At 65.4% G+C, this 16,210-nt stretch carries 19 protein-coding genes; 14 read left to right on the top strand and 5 right to left on the bottom strand.

From position 1 onward, the window contains the following. Positions 1-7: 7 nt before the first annotated feature. Positions 8-532, bottom strand: coding sequence for a YegJ family protein (locus N2605_RS02655; protein WP_036009354.1), 525 nt, complete (start codon positions 530-532; stop codon positions 8-10). Between the two features lie 305 nt (positions 533-837). Further along, a complete protein-coding gene (locus N2605_RS02650) occupies positions 838-1,920 on the bottom strand; it encodes a branched-chain amino acid aminotransferase (protein WP_260345723.1) in 1,083 nt (360 codons plus the stop codon). 337 nt (positions 1,921-2,257) lie between these two features. Between N2605_RS02650 and N2605_RS02645 the strand changes: the two genes are divergently transcribed. From N2605_RS02645 to N2605_RS02635, 3 genes are read left to right on the top strand one after another with little or no spacing between them, the layout of a single operon-like run. Continuing rightward, positions 2,258-2,800, top strand: a complete 543-nt coding sequence (locus N2605_RS02645) for a MarR family winged helix-turn-helix transcriptional regulator (protein WP_050991840.1) — start codon at positions 2,258-2,260, stop codon at positions 2,798-2,800. Continuing rightward, on the top strand, positions 2,797-3,528 hold the full coding sequence (locus N2605_RS02640; RefSeq protein WP_036009315.1) for a response regulator: 732 nt from the start codon (positions 2,797-2,799) through the stop codon (positions 3,526-3,528). Before N2605_RS02645 ends, N2605_RS02640 begins: the two co-directional genes overlap by 4 nt. 20 nt (positions 3,529-3,548) lie before the next feature. Then, positions 3,549-4,937, top strand: coding sequence for an ATP-binding protein (locus N2605_RS02635; RefSeq protein ID WP_036009312.1), 1,389 nt, complete (start codon positions 3,549-3,551; stop codon positions 4,935-4,937). A 170-nt stretch (positions 4,938-5,107) separates the two neighbouring features. Here N2605_RS02635 and N2605_RS02630 read toward each other — a convergent pair whose 3' ends face one another. Both N2605_RS02630 and N2605_RS02625 read right to left on the bottom strand, forming a co-directional pair. Beyond that, positions 5,108-5,638, bottom strand: coding sequence for a DUF3617 domain-containing protein (locus N2605_RS02630; protein ID WP_260345722.1), 531 nt, complete (start codon positions 5,636-5,638; stop codon positions 5,108-5,110). A gap of 45 nt (positions 5,639-5,683) precedes the next feature. Then, a complete protein-coding gene (locus N2605_RS02625) occupies positions 5,684-5,983 on the bottom strand; it encodes a hypothetical protein (protein WP_036027125.1) in 300 nt (99 codons plus the stop codon). A gap of 184 nt (positions 5,984-6,167) precedes the next feature. Between N2605_RS02625 and N2605_RS02620 the strand changes: the two genes are divergently transcribed. The 4 genes from N2605_RS02620 to N2605_RS02605 all read left to right on the top strand — a co-directional run bounded on the left by N2605_RS02620 (position 6,168) and on the right by N2605_RS02605 (position 8,955). Then, the gene (locus tag N2605_RS02620) at positions 6,168-6,629 is read left to right on the top strand and encodes a hypothetical protein (RefSeq protein ID WP_036027123.1); all 462 of its coding nucleotides are present in this window, start codon (positions 6,168-6,170) and stop codon (positions 6,627-6,629) included. A 119-nt stretch (positions 6,630-6,748) separates the two neighbouring features. Further along, positions 6,749-7,441, top strand: a complete 693-nt coding sequence (locus N2605_RS02615; RefSeq protein ID WP_225157356.1) for a ribonuclease T2 family protein — start codon at positions 6,749-6,751, stop codon at positions 7,439-7,441. A gap of 159 nt (positions 7,442-7,600) precedes the next feature. Further along, the gene (locus N2605_RS02610; protein WP_225157355.1) at positions 7,601-8,461 is read left to right on the top strand and encodes a 23S rRNA (adenine(2030)-N(6))-methyltransferase RlmJ; all 861 of its coding nucleotides are present in this window, start codon (positions 7,601-7,603) and stop codon (positions 8,459-8,461) included. A 278-nt stretch (positions 8,462-8,739) separates the two neighbouring features. Further along, positions 8,740-8,955 (top strand): cold-shock protein, encoded by a 216-nt coding sequence (locus N2605_RS02605; protein ID WP_008544396.1) that lies wholly within the window; start codon positions 8,740-8,742, stop codon positions 8,953-8,955. A 70-nt stretch (positions 8,956-9,025) separates the two neighbouring features. Here the strand turns inward: N2605_RS02605 and N2605_RS02600 are convergent, their stop codons facing one another. Further along, positions 9,026-9,649, bottom strand: a complete 624-nt coding sequence (locus tag N2605_RS02600; protein ID WP_260345721.1) for an outer membrane protein — start codon at positions 9,647-9,649, stop codon at positions 9,026-9,028. A gap of 250 nt (positions 9,650-9,899) precedes the next feature. Between N2605_RS02600 and uvrC the strand changes: the two genes are divergently transcribed. From uvrC to N2605_RS02565, 7 genes are all read left to right on the top strand, one after another. After that, positions 9,900-11,966 (top strand): excinuclease ABC subunit UvrC, encoded by a 2,067-nt coding sequence (gene uvrC / locus N2605_RS02595; RefSeq protein ID WP_260345720.1) that lies wholly within the window; start codon positions 9,900-9,902, stop codon positions 11,964-11,966. 97 nt (positions 11,967-12,063) lie between these two features. After that, positions 12,064-12,681: a CDP-diacylglycerol--glycerol-3-phosphate 3-phosphatidyltransferase gene (pgsA, locus tag N2605_RS02590; RefSeq protein WP_036009286.1), complete on the top strand. Its 618-nt coding sequence runs from the start codon at positions 12,064-12,066 to the stop codon at positions 12,679-12,681. After that, the gene (moaD, locus tag N2605_RS02585; RefSeq protein ID WP_036009285.1) at positions 12,678-12,929 is read left to right on the top strand and encodes a molybdopterin converting factor subunit 1; all 252 of its coding nucleotides are present in this window, start codon (positions 12,678-12,680) and stop codon (positions 12,927-12,929) included. The genes pgsA and moaD overlap by 4 nt, the downstream gene beginning before the upstream one ends. A gap of 4 nt (positions 12,930-12,933) precedes the next feature. Continuing rightward, positions 12,934-13,401, top strand: a complete 468-nt coding sequence (locus N2605_RS02580; protein ID WP_260345719.1) for a molybdenum cofactor biosynthesis protein MoaE — start codon at positions 12,934-12,936, stop codon at positions 13,399-13,401. Then, positions 13,401-14,360 carry a 50S ribosomal protein L3 N(5)-glutamine methyltransferase gene (gene prmB, locus N2605_RS02575; protein ID WP_260345718.1) on the top strand — a complete coding sequence of 320 codons (960 nt, stop codon included), beginning with the start codon at positions 13,401-13,403 and terminating at the stop codon, positions 14,358-14,360. The genes N2605_RS02580 and prmB overlap by 1 nt, the downstream gene beginning before the upstream one ends. A 91-nt stretch (positions 14,361-14,451) precedes the next feature. After that, a complete protein-coding gene (locus tag N2605_RS02570) occupies positions 14,452-15,036 on the top strand; it encodes a phage holin family protein (protein WP_036009277.1) in 585 nt (194 codons plus the stop codon). Beyond that, complete coding sequence (locus N2605_RS02565) at positions 15,036-16,166, top strand: YihY/virulence factor BrkB family protein (protein ID WP_036027106.1); 1,131 nt, start codon at positions 15,036-15,038, stop codon at positions 16,164-16,166. The genes N2605_RS02570 and N2605_RS02565 overlap by 1 nt, the downstream gene beginning before the upstream one ends. Positions 16,167-16,210 lie beyond the last annotated feature (44 nt).

Below are 16,210 nucleotides of genomic sequence, written 5' to 3'. Positions count from 1 at the left end.
AACTGCCCTACGGCTGCTCCATTCGCGCCCGGAGCGCGTCCGCGTCGGCCTTCGGCAGCGATTTCAGCGTCGGCTTGATGGTCTCGCCGCCGACGATCTTGCCGTTGCGCATGAACATCCAGTCCGAGATGTCGGCCTCCGCGAACTTGACCTTATCGCCGGCTCGCTTGCCCGGCAGATCGCGCGGCTCGTTGGCGAAGACGCCGGTCAAGGTCCCGTCGGGCAGCTTCTTCACCTCACCGATCCAGATGTGCTCCCCGCCCTTGCGGGTCGTAAAGCGCACCTTCAAAGCGTGACCAGACTCGGACGGCTTGGGCGATTCATAGGAGGCCCAGAAGGTCGGCAGCGAGCCGCGGGCGCGAGCGATCGCGGTGTTCATCTCGGGATCGCCGGTGCGCACATCGACGATCGGCGAGCGGTCTTGCGCAGCAACCTCGTGCGTCGGGCCGACGGTCAGGATGCCGAAAACGCAAACGCCGGTGATGGCGGCGAGAACGACCCATTTCATGGGTTGGGAGAGCTTTGTTGCCATGATCGCGATGTCCGGGACGCTTGTTGTGTCCTGGCTTTGTCGCACGTCGGCAGCAGCACGTTCAGTGCGCAATAAGCCACAAACGTTGCGCTTTTTACCCTCCCCTGGAGGGGGCCCGGGACGAGCGTAGCTCGCCCGTGGTCGGCTCGCATCTGGGCGTAGCGAAGATGAGAGACGGGGTGGGGTGAGGGTCTCTCCACATCGAACACTGCCCGTGTTGAGAGATCACCCCACCCCGCTCGCGCTGCGCGCGATCGACCCACGGGCGAGCTACGCTCGTCCCGGACCCCTTCAGGGGAGGGTGATCAAAACACCTTGCGGATCCAGTTGTGGGGATCGTTGGTGCGGCCGTACTGGATGTCGACGAGCTGCTTGCGCAGGCCCATGGCGACGGGGCCGGCGGCGCCGCCCGAGATGTCGAAATCGCCGCTGACCGAGCGCACCTTGCCGATCGGCGAGATCACCGCGGCGGTGCCGCAGGCGAAGGCTTCCTTCAGCCTGCCTGAGGCCGCGTCCTTGCGCCACTGCTCGAGCGTATAGGGTTCTTCGCGCACCGTCTTGCCGGCGTCGCGGGCGAGCGTGATGATGGAGTCGCGGGTGATGCCGGGCAGGATCGTGCCGAGCGGCGGCGTCGACAGCGAGCCGTCCTCAAACACGAAGAATACGTTCATGCCGCCGAGCTCCTCGATGTAGCGGCGCTCGACCGCGTCGAGGAAGACGACCTGGTCGCAGCCGTGCTGGATCGCTTCGGCCTGGGCGCGCAGGCTCGCGGCATAATTGCCGCCGCATTTGACCGCGCCGGTACCGCCGATCGCGGCGCGCGTGTAGTTCTCCGACACCCAGATCGAGACCGGCGCGGGCCCGCCCTTGAAGTAGGAGCCGACCGGCGAGGCGATCACCGCAAAGATGTATTCGGACGATGGCTTGACGCCGAGGAAGGTCTCGCTCGCGATCATGAACGGCCGCAGGTAAAGGCTGCCCTCGCCGCCCGGCATCCAGGCGCGGTCGATGCCCACGACCTGCTCGACCGCCTCGATGAAGACGTCTTCGGGCAGCTGCGCCATCGCCATGCGATCGGCCGAGTCCTTGAAGCGGCGCGCATTGGCGTCGGGACGGAACAGGTTCACCCCGCCGTCGTCGCGCTTGTAGGCCTTCAGGCCTTCGAAGATCTCCTGGGCGTAGTGCAGGACCGCGCCGGCGGGATCGAGCTGGAAGTTGGCGCGCGCCTCGATTTTCGCCTCGTACCAGCCGCCCTTGGCCTGGTTGTAGCGGACGATTGCCATGTGATCGGTGAAGACCCGCCCGAAGCCGGGATCCACCAGCTTGGCGACGCGGTCCTTCTCGGGCGTCGGATTGGATGCGGGCTGGATGTCGAATATCATGCTCATGTCCTTGCCTCCCGCTGCCGGTGGCGGCGCTGTTTCTCGCGCCCGCCTGCCCGTTCGGGCCCGGCTGGCTTGATTGGTTTCTGGCCGGACCGCCGCCAGCCATGTTACGGCCGGTTTCCGCAGCCAGCATGTCATCGAGGACATGCTTTTGCGGAAGGCGGAAGTCCAGTATGTTTTGCCGAAATGCCGCTCGACAATCGCACGGTAGATCTGCTTCGGCCGTCGCCGCCTGTCCGGCTCTCTCCGGCCGTCCTGCTCCGACGCCACCCGGCGCGAAACGATCTAAAATTTCGTGCGGGTCGATCGTTTTGTAACATTGAACCCAAGATACGTCAATATGCCTGACATAAATTTCGCGACTCCTTCTCAAGACGCTGCCGCGCCCCGGCCGGCCGCAGGCGATGGAGGCAATTTGCGCTGGGATATCATCGAGCTGCTGTTCTTCGCCTATCGCGATTTCGTCGGCGATCCCGACCAGGAGCTGGAGGCGTTCGGCTTCGGCCGGGCCCATCACCGGGTCATGCATTTCGTCTACCGCTATCCCGGGCTCAAGGTCGCCGACCTGCTCGACGTCCTGCGCATCACCAAACAGTCGCTCGGCCGGGTGCTGAAGCAGCTCCTGGACGAGGGTTATATCGTGCAGAAGACCGGCGACAACGATCGTCGCCAGCGCCTGCTCTACGCGACGCCGAAGGGCGAGGCGCTGGTGCAGAAGCTCGCCGGGCTGCAGACCACGCGGATCACCAGGGCGCTCGCGGAGATGGGTCCGCAGGACGCCGAGACGGTCAAGCGCTTCCTGCGCGCGATGATCGACCGCGACGATCCGGACAAGGTGCTGGAGACGATCTTCGCTGCCGTCAAACAAGACGCCAAGGAGTGACCGTGCCGCTCGCAGCCACGCTCGCGCGCCCGCCGGTGCAACCGGCCGACGATGCCCCGCATCTCTTGCTGGTCGACGACGACCGCCGCATCCGCGACCTGCTCTCGCGCTTTCTTGCAAGTGAAGGCTACCGCGTCACCACCGCGGCGAGCGCCGGTGATGCGCGCTCGAAGCTGATGGGCCTGCATTTCGATCTCCTGATCCTCGACGTCATGATGCCCGGCGAGACCGGCTTCGACCTCGCCCGCTTCATCCGCACCTCGTCGTCGGTGCCGATCGTGATGCTGACGGCGCGCCACGAGGCGGAAGCCCGCATCGAGGGCCTGCAGATCGGCGCCGACGATTACGTCGCAAAACCGTTCGAGCCGCGCGAGCTGGCGCTGCGCATCAACAACATCCTCAAGCGCGCCGCGCCGCCGCCGCAGGCCACGACGATCGAGAAGATCGCCTTCGGCCCCTATGTCTACCATCTCGAACGCGGCGAATTGCGCCAGGGCGAGGAGGTCATCCACCTCACCGACCGCGAGCGCGAGATGCTGCGGATTCTCGCGGAGACGCCGGGCGAGACCGTGCCGCGCAGCGCACTGACCGGCAATGGCAGCGTCAACGAGCGCGCCGTCGACGTGCAGATCAACCGCCTCCGGCGCAAGATCGAGACCGATCCCGCCAATCCGCTGTTCCTGCAGGCGGTGCGCGGCATCGGCTACCGCCTGGTGGCCTCGCCCTGAACCGCAGTGAAGCGCGCCAGATGAGCACGATCGATACCGGCCTGACGCTTCTGAAGAGCGCCGCCGGCCGCGTCTCCGCCGCGAACGGCTGGATGGGCAACGCGTTCAAGGGCTGGATGCCGACCGGCCTCTACGCCCGCGCGCTCCTCATCATGATCGTACCGATGGTGGTGCTGCAATCGGTCGTCGCTTTCGTGTTCATGGAGCGGCACTGGAACACGGTGACGCGCCGCCTGTCGGCCGCGGTGGTGCAGGACATCGCCGCGCTGATCGACGTCTACAAGGGCTATCCGCAGGACAAGGACCGCACCGAGATCCGCCGCATCGCGCAGCAGCGACTCGGCCTCGTCGTCGATTTCCTGCCTGCCGGTGACATGCCGCCGCCGGGACCAAAACCGTTCTTCTCGCTGCTCGACCAGACGCTGTCGGTGCAGCTCGGCCGCCAGATCGGCCGCTCGTTCTGGATCGACACGGTCGGCCGCTCCAACCTGGTCGAGATCCGCATCCAGCTCGACGACGCCGTGATGCGCGTGTTCGCGCAGCGCAGCGCCGCCTATGCCTCGAACTCGGAGATCTTCCTGTTCTGGATGGTCGGCACGTCCTCGATCCTGTTGATCGTCGCGGTGCTGTTCCTGCGCAACCAGATCAAGCCGATCCTGCGCCTCGCCGATGCCGCCGAGAGTTTCGGCAAGGGCCGCGAGGCCCCGAATTTCCGGCCGCGCGGCGCGCGCGAGGTGCGGCGCGCGGCGGTCGCCTTCCTGGAGATGAAGTCGCGCATCGAGCGCACGATGGAGCAGCGCACCGCGATGCTCGCCGGCGTCAGCCACGATCTGCGCACCATCCTGACCCGCTTCAAGCTCGAGCTGGCACTGATCGGAGACAGTCCCGAGCTCGAAGGCATGCGCAAGGACGTCGACGAAATGTCGATGATGCTGGAGGATTACCTTGCGTTCGCCCGCGGCGATTCCGGCGAGCAGTCGCAGCCGACCGACATGGCGCAGGCGCTCGAGGAGCTGCGCAGCGATGCCGAGCGTCACGGCCATACCGCGACCGTCGCCTTCAACGGCCTGCCCGTGGTGACGGTGAAGCCGGCTTCGTTCAAGCGCTGCCTCGCCAACCTCGTCACCAACGCAGCGCGCTACGGCAAGAACATCGCCATCACCGGCCAACGCGATCACCGTTATTTGACCGTCACCGTCGACGATGACGGCCCCGGCATTCCCGCCCACTTGCGCGAAGAGGTGTTCAAGCCGTTCCTGCGGCTGGACAACGCCCGCAACCAGGACGAAGGCGGCACCGGCCTGGGGCTCGCGATTGCCCGCGACATCGCCCGCTCCCATGGCGGTGACATCACGCTGGGCGACAGCCCGATGGGGGGATTGAGGGCGAGCGTGCGGATACCGGTGTAGGTGCGGTTTTCCCTTCTCCTCTTGCGGGAGAAGGTGGCGCGAAGCGCCGGATGAGGGGTATCTCTCCGCGCGTCCAAGTCTCATTGAATTCGCGGAGAGAAACCCCTCACCCGTCTCGCCGCTTTGCGGCGATCCACCCTCTCCCACAAGGGGAGAGGGAAAGAGCACACCTACTTCGGCAGCAGCGCCTTCAGCTTGTCCATGTCGCGCGTGTTCATCTTGAAGCCGCCGGGCATGACGATGTCACCGGGCTTCTGATCCGGCTTGCAGGCCCCGAGCCACTTGGCTTGCAGCGTCGTGGTGCTGTCGCGCCCCGCCGCACCGGCAACGCCGCCTTTTGCGTGCGAAGTGGTCTTCACCGTGTAGGCCGAGTTGAAGTCGCCGGTGATCTCGGCATGCGAGGTCGTGCTGACGCCGGCGACGCTGCACTCGGAATCGCTGACATAGCCGGTCGCCGTCTTCTTGATCTCCTGCTTGGCGCAGACCTGCTTGGCCATCGGGGAGACGTTGTTGCTCATCTCCTTGTCGACGGTCTCGTCGGTGCAGTGCTGCATGATCATCTCGGGCACGGGCGAGCCTGATGTGACCAGCTTCATCTCCCAAAGACCTGCCTTGCGCAGCGGCAGGTCGTCGGCGCGGGCATTGCCTGCCGACAATGCGAGGCAAAGCATTGAGCCGAGCAAAGCAAGTTTGCGCGTCATGAGGGAAGCTCCCGGCTATAGAGAAGTACGGCCTTGCGACAGCGCTCAGTACAGCGTGCGGATCGGCCGGTCGGCGGCGCCATAAGGCACCCAGCGGCACGAGAACGAGATGTAGCCGCCCTCATAGCCCTGCACGGCCAGGAATTTCGCCACCTTGCCGTAGCGGGCGCAATGATCGACCGCGACCTGGCGCGCATCGACCCGGGTCGCCATCGAATAGGCGATGATGCCGCCGGTGTCGTTGCCCTTGAACGGCGGCACGTAATCGGCGCGCGCCGACTGGCTCGCCATCATGCCTGAGACAACCAGGCTGGCAAGAAGGCCCGCGGCCGCAATGATTCGCATTCCCGTCACTCCAATTGGCTGGCGCCAGTTTACGGTGCCGCGACGCATGTGAAAAGAACCGAACCCCTGTTGGCCGCGACACTTGGTCAAGTCCTTGCGAAGTGTTGCCGCGCTGCACTTGACCTCCTCCAACCTTCGCGGCACCGTCCGGCCTTCGCAAGACCCTTAGCTGCCCGGATTGATCATGCGCGCCCCCTTCGAGAAATCGCTCCGTTTCGCCGCCGTGCTCGGCCTCATGTTCGGAGCATTGTCACTCGGCGAGGCCAGGGCCGCCAATCCGCTGGAGCTGAATTTCTGGCTGAGCGGGCCGCGCTATGACGGCGCCGTCGCCCCTTGCGACTGGGCTCTGCCGAGGATCGTGCACGAATTCGCCGAAAAGGAATCCAAGTTCTGGAATTCTTCGTTGCAGATCACCGGCTTCTCCGCCGTTCGCGAAACCGCGTTCCGGCCCTGGCAGTCCGACAACATTCCGCGCCGCTATTGCACCGGCGAGGCCATGCTCAATGACGGCAAGCCGCGCAAGGTGCATTTCTCGATCATCGAGGATGGCGGCTTCGCCTCCTACGGCAACGGTGTCGAATGGTGCGTCGTCGGCGTCGACCGCAACTGGGCCTACAATCCGGCCTGCCGCGCCGCCAAGCCCTGATCCCAACAGCGGCGGATCCGGGCTGATCAGCCAGCCGACGACTGCCGCCCCAATTTTGTTCTTGAAATGTTCCCATCGCCTGCTAGGCTGTTTGCACAGTCTAGTTGAGGGGCGTCGCCATGTTTTACTCCAGATTGCGTTCGTTGTCCCGTTTGATGATCTCGCTCACTCTTGCTGCGGGGTTGGCTAGCCTCGCCGGCGGTGCGAAGGCACAGGACAAGCGGCAGAACGCCCCGGGCGAGTTCGATTTCTATGTGCTGGCGCTGTCGTGGTCGCCCTCGTTCTGCGAGGAAGCAGCCGAACGCGGCGGCCGGTCCCAGATGCAATGCGGCGGACGGCCCTACGCCTTCGTGGTACATGGGCTGTGGCCGCAATACGAGAACGGTTTTCCGGAGTATTGCCAGCGCCCGGCGCCGCGGCTGAACCGCAACATCGTCTCCTCGATGCTCGATTTGATGCCGGCGCCGGGCCTGATCTTCAACGAATGGAACAAGCACGGCACCTGCTCCGGGCTGGAGGGCCGCGGCTATTTCGAGATGATCCGCAAGGCGCGCGCTGCGATCAAGATCCCGCCCGAATATCTCGATCTGGCGCAGGCCAAGACCGTCGCGCCGGCGGAGGTCGAGGAGGCCTTCATCAAGGCCAATCCGGGTCTCAGCAATGCCGCCGTCTCGGTCACCTGCAACCGGACACGGCTGTCCGAGGTCCGCATCTGCCTCAGCAAGGACCTGCAATTTCGCGCCTGCGACGAGATCGAGCGCCGCGCCTGCCGCCGCGACCAGGTGACGATGCCGCCGATCAGGGGCGGTTGAGGCCGACGTCTCAGATCGTCATTCCGGGACGCGCAAAGCGCGAACCCGGAATCCATCGACCAGCATAGCCCGCGGCGCAATGGATTCCGGGTTCGGTGCTGCGCACCGCCCCGGAATGACAGCAGTTACTTTCGGCGCGCGATGTCGTAACTCTCCGCCATGAACTACCGCCACGCCTTCCACGCCGGCAGCTTCGCCGATGTCATCAAGCACATCGTGCTGGCGCGCATCCTCACTTATCTGCAGGACAAGCCGGCAGCGTTCCGCGTCATCGACACCCACGCCGGCGCCGGCCTCTACGATCTCAACAGCGACGAGGCGCGCCGCGGCGGCGAATGGCTGACCGGCATCGCGCGGCTGCTGCAGGCGCGCCTGTCGAACGAGAGCGCAGCGCTGACGAAGCCTTATCTCGACATCGTCCGCGCCTTCAACCCAAAGGGGGAGCTCAAGGCCTATCCGGGCTCGCCGTTGATCGCGCGCGGCCTGCTCAGGCCGCAGGACCGGCTCGTCGCCTGCGAGCTCGAGCCGAAGGCCCGCAAAGCGCTGATCGATGCGCTGCGCCGCGACGAGCAGGCCCGCGTGGTCGATCTCGACGGCTGGGTGGCGCTGCCGGCCTTCGTGCCGCCGAAGGAGCGGCGTGGCCTCGTGCTGATCGATCCGCCCTTCGAGGCCAAGGACGAGTTCGAGCGGCTCGGCGAAGCCTTCTCGGCAGCGTTCGCGAAATGGCCGACCGGTATCTACGTAATCTGGTATCCCGCCAAGAACCGGCGCGCCACCGACACGCTGGCACAAGCCGTGGCGCGGCTCGCAGCTGCAGCAAAGCCGCCTGGAAAATGCCTGCGCCTCGAATTCAGCGTCGCGCCGCAAGCCGACAGCGCCGCCCTCACCTCCACCGGTCTCCTGATCGTCAACCCGCCCTACACGCTGCACGGCGAGCTCAAGACCATTCTGCCGGAGCTGGAAATACCGCTCGGCCAGGGCGGTGCTGCCAGATTCCGGCTGGAGGTGCCCAAGCCTTAGCGCCAAGCATTGACGCCAAGCCGTAACACTCCGGCATTCTTGGGAAAAATATGCAGGACCGGTAGTCAATCTGCAAAGAACCGTATTATGCTATTTCCGTGACTGGCTTTACGTTCCGCTTCCGCGAATGGTTGCGGCGGAGTGAAGGCCCTAAGAAAGATCCCGCCGGACCGATCAGGTCCGTCCAAGGATGGCCAGCTCCCGGGCTCCGTAAGGCCCGGTCATGTCGCGACGTGAGTCTGCGTCGCGACGGAGGAGCAATGAGGGGGAGTTTCCCGATGGCCATGACGGGAACGGTCAAGTTCTTCAACGGCGAGCGCGGCTACGGCTTCATCAAGCCTGACGACGGCGGTCGCGATGTCTTCGTTCACATCACTGCTGTGGAGCGGGCGGGACTGAAGGACCTTGCCGAAGGACAGCGTATTACTTTCGAAGTCGAACCGGACAAGAAGGGGAAGGGACCGAAGGCGGTCAATCTGGTGATCCTCTCCTAGCAAGCCTGGCGAAAAAAAATCCCGGCCGCGAGCGGCCGGGAGGCTGGTCCGGTATTTTCTTCTTTGAATGTCAGAAGCGATAGTTCACGCCTGCGCGGACAACGTTGGCGCTATAGCCGTTTGACACGCCCGTGATTGCGAACTGGCTGGTCGACAGATCGATGTAGAGATATTCGAGCTTGGCGCTCCAGTTCGGCGCGAGGCCGACTTCTGCACCGGCGCCGATGGTCCAGCCCGCGGTGGTGTGCGACTCCGACCAGCCGAAGGTCTGCGCGCGCAGCTCGCCGAAGGCGAGACCGGCGGTGCCGTAGAACAGCACGTTGTTGAACGCATAGCCGGCGCGGCCGCGCAGGGTGCCGAACCACGGATTGGAGAACTTCCACGGCGCGAACGTGTCGTCGGCGCCGGCGGCTTGGATGTCGCCCTCGACGCCGAACACCCACGGGCCGTTCTGGAAATTGTAGCCGGCCTGCACACCGCCGACGAAGCCGGACGGCTTGGTGGGGTTGTTGTCGACCGAGCCCCATTCATAGCCGATATAGCCGCCGAGATAGGGACCCGCCCAGCTATAGGCATTGAGCGGCTGATTGACGGTATAGGGCGCGCGCTGCCCGTATTGGAGATCGGCGGCCTCTGCCGAAGCTGTCCAGCCGGCCGCAACGAACGCGGCTGCGCCCACAACGAGCCTCTTCATCACTCACTCCAACGCCACTGTCGCAACCCGAGCGATGCCCGCGCCGCCGCGCGAGCAAAACCGCATGGTTACGGAACCAAGAGCTTTTCGCGTAGGATTTATCGAGAGTTTTAAGTTAAAGGGCTGTTAAGCCGGGTTACCGCCCGCTTAACAGACTTAAGGAAGCGTTACCGGGAGCTGCCCGCCATCCTCTGTGCGTGCCGCATGGCCGGAACTTCAAATCAGTCCCCCCAGCGCCTAAATTCGTCCCATGGTTCACGATTCCCCCGACAATCCGGACGACCGCGCGCGCAAGGCGCCGCCGGCTGCGAGCGACACGCCGCCCGAGCGGCTGGCCGGGCCGGACGTAGATCCCGCGGCGGCAGGGGGCGATGACGAGGACGATGTCCTGCTGCCGGACATCCTGGAAGAGAGCGGCGCCGTCGGCGAAGGCCCGCTCGCGACCGGTCACGAGGCGATCGAGCGCGCGGTCCGCCTCGCACCGACCTCGCCTGGCGTCTATCGTATGCTCAATGCGAACGCCGACGTGCTCTATGTCGGCAAGGCCAAGAACGTCAAAAAGCGCCTGTCCAGTTATGCGCGCCAGAGTGCGCCGCTGCCGGCCCGCATCCTGCGCATGATCGCGGCCACCGTCACGGTGGAGATCGTCTCGACCACGACCGAGACCGAGGCGCTGCTGCTGGAAGCCAACCTAATCAAGCAGCTGCGGCCGCGCTTCAACGTGCAGCTTCGCGACGACAAGTCGTTCCCCTACATCCTGATCACCGGCGACCATTGGGCGCCGCAGATCCTGAAACATCGCGGTGCGCAGACCCGGCCCGGGCGCTATTTCGGCCCGTTTGCCTCCGCCGGCGCGGTCAACCGCACCATCACGGCGCTGCAGCGCGCGTTCTTGATCCGCTCCTGCACCGATTCCTTCTTCGAGAGCCGCACCCGGCCCTGCCTGCTCCACCAGATCCGCCGCTGCGCCGGACCCTGCACCCGGGAGATCGATTTCGGCGGCTATTCGACGCTGGTGCGCGAGGCCAGCGACTTCCTCTCCGGCAAGAGCCATGCGGTGAAGCAGGAGCTCGCCGGCGAAATGGAGAAGGCCTCGAACGAGCTCGAATTCGAGCGCGCCGCACTGTACCGCGATCGCCTCGCCGCGCTGTCGGCGATCCAGTCGCAGCAGGGCATCAATCCGCGCACGGTGGAGGAAGCCGACGTGTTCGCCATCCACCAGGAGGGCGGCTTCTCCTGCGTCGAGGTGTTCTTCTTTCGCACCGGACAGAACTGGGGCAACCGCGCCTATTTTCCGCGCGCGGAGAAGAGCTTTACGCCCGAGGAGGTGCTGGGGTCCTTCCTGGCGCAGTTCTACGACGACAAGCCGCCGCCGAGGAACATCCTGCTCTCGCACGATATCGAGGAGAGCGAGCTGCTCGCCAACGCGCTATCGATCAAGGCTGGCCACAAGGTCGAGGTCACCGCGCCCAAGCGCGGCGAGAAGAAGGAGCTGGTCACCCACGCGCTGACCAATGCGCGCGAGGCGCTCGGCCGCAAGCTCGCGGACACCGCGACGCAAAGCCGGTTGCTCGAGGCCATGGCCGCGACGCTGAGCCTGCCGCACGTGCCCAAGCGCATCGAGGTCTACGACAACAGCCACATCCAGGGCACCAACGCGGTCGGCGCCATGATCGTCGCGGGCCCAGATGGCTTCGTGAAGAACCAGTACCGCAAGTTCAACATCAAGTCGGAAGGGATCACGCCCGGCGACGACTTCGCCATGATGCGCGAAGTGCTGGAGCGCCGCTTCAAGCGCCTGATCAATCCGCCCGAGGATGCCGCCAAGGAAGGCAACAAGGCCAAGGACGACGATTTCCCGCAATGGCCCGACCTCGTGATCATCGACGGCGGCCGCGGCCAGCTCAACGCCGTGCGCGAGATCTTCGCCAATCTCGGCCTGACCCAGGTGTCGCTGATGTCGGTCGCCAAGGGACCGGACCGGGATGCCGGCCGCGAGACCCTGTTCATGCCGGAGCGCGAGGCGATCAAGCTGGAGCCGCGCGATCCCGTGCTCTATTTCATCCAGCGCCTGCGTGACGAAGCCCACCGCTTCGTCATCGGCTCGCACCGCAAGCTGCGCAAGAAGGACATCCGCGAGGCTGGTTTGCAGGAGATTCCGGGCATCGGCCCGTCACGCAAACGTGCCTTGCTGCACCATTTCGGAACCCTGAAGGAGATCGAACGGGCCTCGATCGCCGATCTCGGCAAGGTTCCGGGGGTGAGCGCCGAGAGCGCGCGCAGGATTTTCGAGTATTTCCATCCCCAACCGGGATGAACTAAAGGGGGACCGCAGTCATATGATCGTCGTGTCCGCACCTCATTTGGGGCGCGGGACGGTTGACGTTCAGGCAGCAGCGGTATTGGTAGGACGGATGAACATCGCCACCACACGAGGGACGACCAGCCGCGCGATGTCCCTCCCCAACATCCTGACCTATGGCCGGATCGCCGCGATCCCGGTCGTGGTCGGATGCATCTATGCGCAGTCGATTCTGGATCAGCCGCTCTGGCTGCGCTGGCTCGCGGTCGCCCTTTTCATCGCCGCAGGGGTGACGGATTACCTCGACGGCTACTACGCGCGGATCTGGAATCAGCAATCGGCTTTCGGCCGCATGCTCGATCCGATCGCCGACAAGCTGCTGGTCGCCTCCTGCCTGTTGATGCTGGCCGCGGACGGCATCATTCACGGCTGGTCGCTATGGGCCGCCATCGTGATCCTGTGCCGCGAGATCCTGGTCTCGGGCCTGCGCGAATATCTGGCTGCGCTCCGTGTCAGCGTGCCCGTGACCAAGCTTGCGAAGTGGAAAACCACGGTCCAGCTGGTTGCGATCGGCTTCCTGATCGCCGGCCCAGCCGGCGATCAGGTGGTGCCGGTGGTCTCGATGATTGGGCTCGCACTGCTGTGGGCTTCGGCGATCCTCACCATGTACACCGGCTACGACTATTTCCGCGCCGGCATCCATCACCTCATCAAGGAGGACGAGGGATGAAGGTGAAATATTTCGCCTGGGTACGCGAGCGCGTCGGCAAGGCCGAAGAGACGATCGAGCCTCCCGCGAGCGTGCGCACCGTCGAGGAGCTGATCGCCTGGCTCTCCGGTCAAAGCGAAGCCTATGCGTACGCGTTCGAGAAGCCGAAGGTGATCCGCGCCGCGATCGACCGCGCTCACGTCAAGCAGGACGCCGCCATCGCAGGCGCCCGCGAGATCGCGTTCTTCCCGCCCATGACCGGCGGCTAGCCTCATGACCTGCCCCGTCACCATCCGTATCCAGGAAGACGATTTCGACATCGCGCGCGAGATCTCGGTCCTGACGAGCAGCCGGACCGATATCGGCGCTGTGGTGACATTTTCCGGCATCTGCCGCGCCGACGAGGACAGCGCCACGGTCGCCGCGCTGACGCTCGAACATTACCCCGGCATGGCTGAGGAAGAGATCAGGCGCCACGCCGACGAGGCCGTCTCGCGCTGGCCGCTCAACGGCATCACGGTGATTCACCGCGTCGGCCGCTTGATGCCGGGCCAGAACATCGTGCTGGTGGTGACCGTCTCGCAGCACCGACAGGCGGCGTTCCAGGCCGCCGAGTTCCTGATGGACTATCTCAAGACCAGCGCGCCGTTCTGGAAGAAGGAAGAGAGCGCCACCGGCACCGGCTGGGTCGAGGCCCATGTCCGTGACGACGAAGCCGCCGCACGCTGGACCAAATCCTGATGGCCAAGCCAACGAAAAAGACCGCGCGCGGCCGCGCCGCGCCTGACCTCGCGAAGGTGGGACCCGGCGAGCTTCTCACGCTGCTCGACTTCGTCCGCTATGCCGTGAGCCGCTTCGTCGAGGCCAAGCTTTCCTTTGCTCATGGCACGACCGATCCCGTCGCGGAAGCCGCGTTCCTGGTCTGCGAGGCGCTGCATCTCAATCCCGACCAGTTCGAGATCTTCGCCAACGCGCGCGTCAACGCCGCGGAAGGCAAGACCCTCCTTGACCTCATCCATCAGCGCGTCACGACGCGCAAACCGGCCGCCTATCTCGTCAACAAGATCTACATGCGCGGCCTGCCCTTCTATGTCGACGAGCGCGTCATCGTTCCGCGCTCCTTCATCGGCGAGCTCCTGGAGTCGCATTTCGGCGCCCACGGCGAGGCCGGATCGCTGATCGACGACCCGACGGCGGTCGAGCGCGTGCTCGATCTCTGCACGGGCTCGGGATGCCTTGCGATCCTCGCCGCGCATCATTTCCCGAACGCCACCATCGACGCCGTCGACATCTCCAAGGGCGCGCTCGAGGTCGCTGCGCGCAATGTCGGCGAATACGGGCTCGAGGACCGCATCAGCCTGTATCGCGGCGATCTGTTCGCCCCTCTCGGCGGCAATAGATACGACCTGATCATCACCAACCCGCCCTACGTCGACGCCGAGGGCATGGCGGCATTGCCGCCGGAGTGCCGGGCCGAGCCGAAGCTCGCCTTCGATGGTGGCGCCGACGGTCTCGACGTGGTGCGCCGGATCCTGCGCGATGCGCCCGACCACCTGACGGCGGATGGCGGGCTGATTTGCGAGATCGGCCGCGGCCGCGAGCTGGTCGACGAGGCCTTTCCGGAACTGCCGCTGCTCTGGCTGGACACCGAAGATTCCGAGGGCGAGGTGTTCTGGATCGCGGCCGCCGATCTCGGCTGATTCATCGCGGCCGATCACGCTCCGTCGGAACAAGTCAAATATCGCCACGTTCATCCCCCGATGAATTTTCTCGTCTTGGGAGGATGTCCGCATGCTCGCGCCATCGGGCGAATTGCTGCGCGCCGGGATGGCGCTCAAGCTCAATCACGTCAAACGCGCTGCTCAATCCTATCTGCGTGACCAGACCAGCCAGGCCACAGGCAAGGTGACATCCTACGCGGTGGCCGGCGGGCTGTTCGCGGTCGCCGGCCTGTTCGTTGTCGCGGCATTCTTCGTCGGCCTGATCGCCTTGTACCGTTGGGTCGGGATCACCTACGGGCAGTTCTGGGGATTTGGCGCCGTCGCCGCAGTGCTGCTGGTGCTGGCTGCGGTCTGTGCCGGGGTGGCCATGGCCCAGATGAAACGCAAGGCCAAGCCGGTCGTGCCGCTCGCGAGCCGTCTGCGCGTGGCGATCGCCACGCCCCGGATCCCGCGTGGAACGGTCAAGGAGGCGGTGAAGGAGGTCGCAACGACGATTCCCCTCGCGCCGCTCGCACCGGGCGAGCGCGGTGGCATCAAGACCTGGCCGGCTCGCGCCAACCGTCCCGTGCAGCTCGGCCTGATGCTCGCGGCGGTCGGCCTGGTCGGGCTGACGGCCGCCCGGCGGCGACGCAACAGGCATAGTCTGGAGGCGTGATGCTGGCGCGGCGCCCCGAACAGATCGACTCCTGGCTGCTGGTGGCGGCGACGGCCGTGTTCGTGCTGACCGCGGAGCGCTACTTTCAGGATTCCGGCCTGGCGAGGCCCGGGCCTCCGCAACACCACCGCAAGGGCGAAGCGAATTCCCCGGAAACGCACCCGGCCGGTGCGGCGATGCAGCCGGGCCGCGGCCGCCGGGCGAAAAGCCCGTTCGAGATCCCCTGGGCTGGCTGGAAGGACATTTTCTGGCGGACCTATCAACGCATCGACGAGGATCGCCTGCTCGCGACGGCGGGCGGCGTCGTCTTCTTCGGGCTGCTCGCGCTCTTCCCCGCAGTCACCGCGCTCGTCTCCTCTTATGCCCTGTTCGCCGATCCCGCCACGATCAGCGCCAATCTGCACACGCTTGCGACCATGCTGCCGGAGGGCTCGTTCCAGATCGTCGAGGACCAGGTCGCGCGCGTGGTGTCGAACGGCAATGCGACGCTCGGCGTCACCTTCCTGGTCGGCCTGCTGCTTGCGATCTGGAGCGCCAATGCCGGCGTCAAGGCGATCTTCGACGCCCTCAACGTCGCCTATGAGGAACGCGAGAAGCGCAGCTTCATCCGGCTGAACATGGTCTCGCTGGCCTTCACCGTCGGCGGCATCGTGGCGCTGCTGTTGATGGTGGGAGCCGTCGTCGCCTTCCCGCTTGCGCTCAATCATCTCGGCATGGCGCCGGAAAGCAAGCTGATCGTGGCGCTGGCACGATGGCCGCTGCTGTTCATCATCCTGCTGGTCGCACTCGCCATCCTCTATCGCTTCGCGCCGAGCCGCGATGCGCCGCGCTGGCAATGGCTGAGCCTCGGCGCCGTGATTGCCGCGATTCTCTGGATCGCGGGCTCTGCCCTGCTGTCCTGGTATCTCTCGGAATTCGCCAATTACAACGCAACCTACGGCTCGCTGGGCGCGGCGATCGGCCTGATGACGTGGATGTGGATGTCGGCGATCGTCATCATGTTCGGCGCCGAGCTGAATTCGGAGATCGAGCGGCAGACGCTGCGCGATACCACCACCGGGCGGGCGAAGCCGCTCGGCACCCGGGACGCCGTCTCCGCCGACACCGTCGGCGCCACCGCGCCATTTTGATCGGTGGCGGTCGGGCCGAAGCTGGCCCGACCGCATCCCAGGCG

Origin of the sequence: Bradyrhizobium yuanmingense, assembly GCF_025200905.1 — a bacterium.
Taxonomy (GTDB): domain Bacteria; phylum Pseudomonadota; class Alphaproteobacteria; order Rhizobiales; family Xanthobacteraceae; genus Bradyrhizobium; species Bradyrhizobium yuanmingense.
This window is presented reverse-complemented; position numbering and strand designations above follow the sequence as displayed.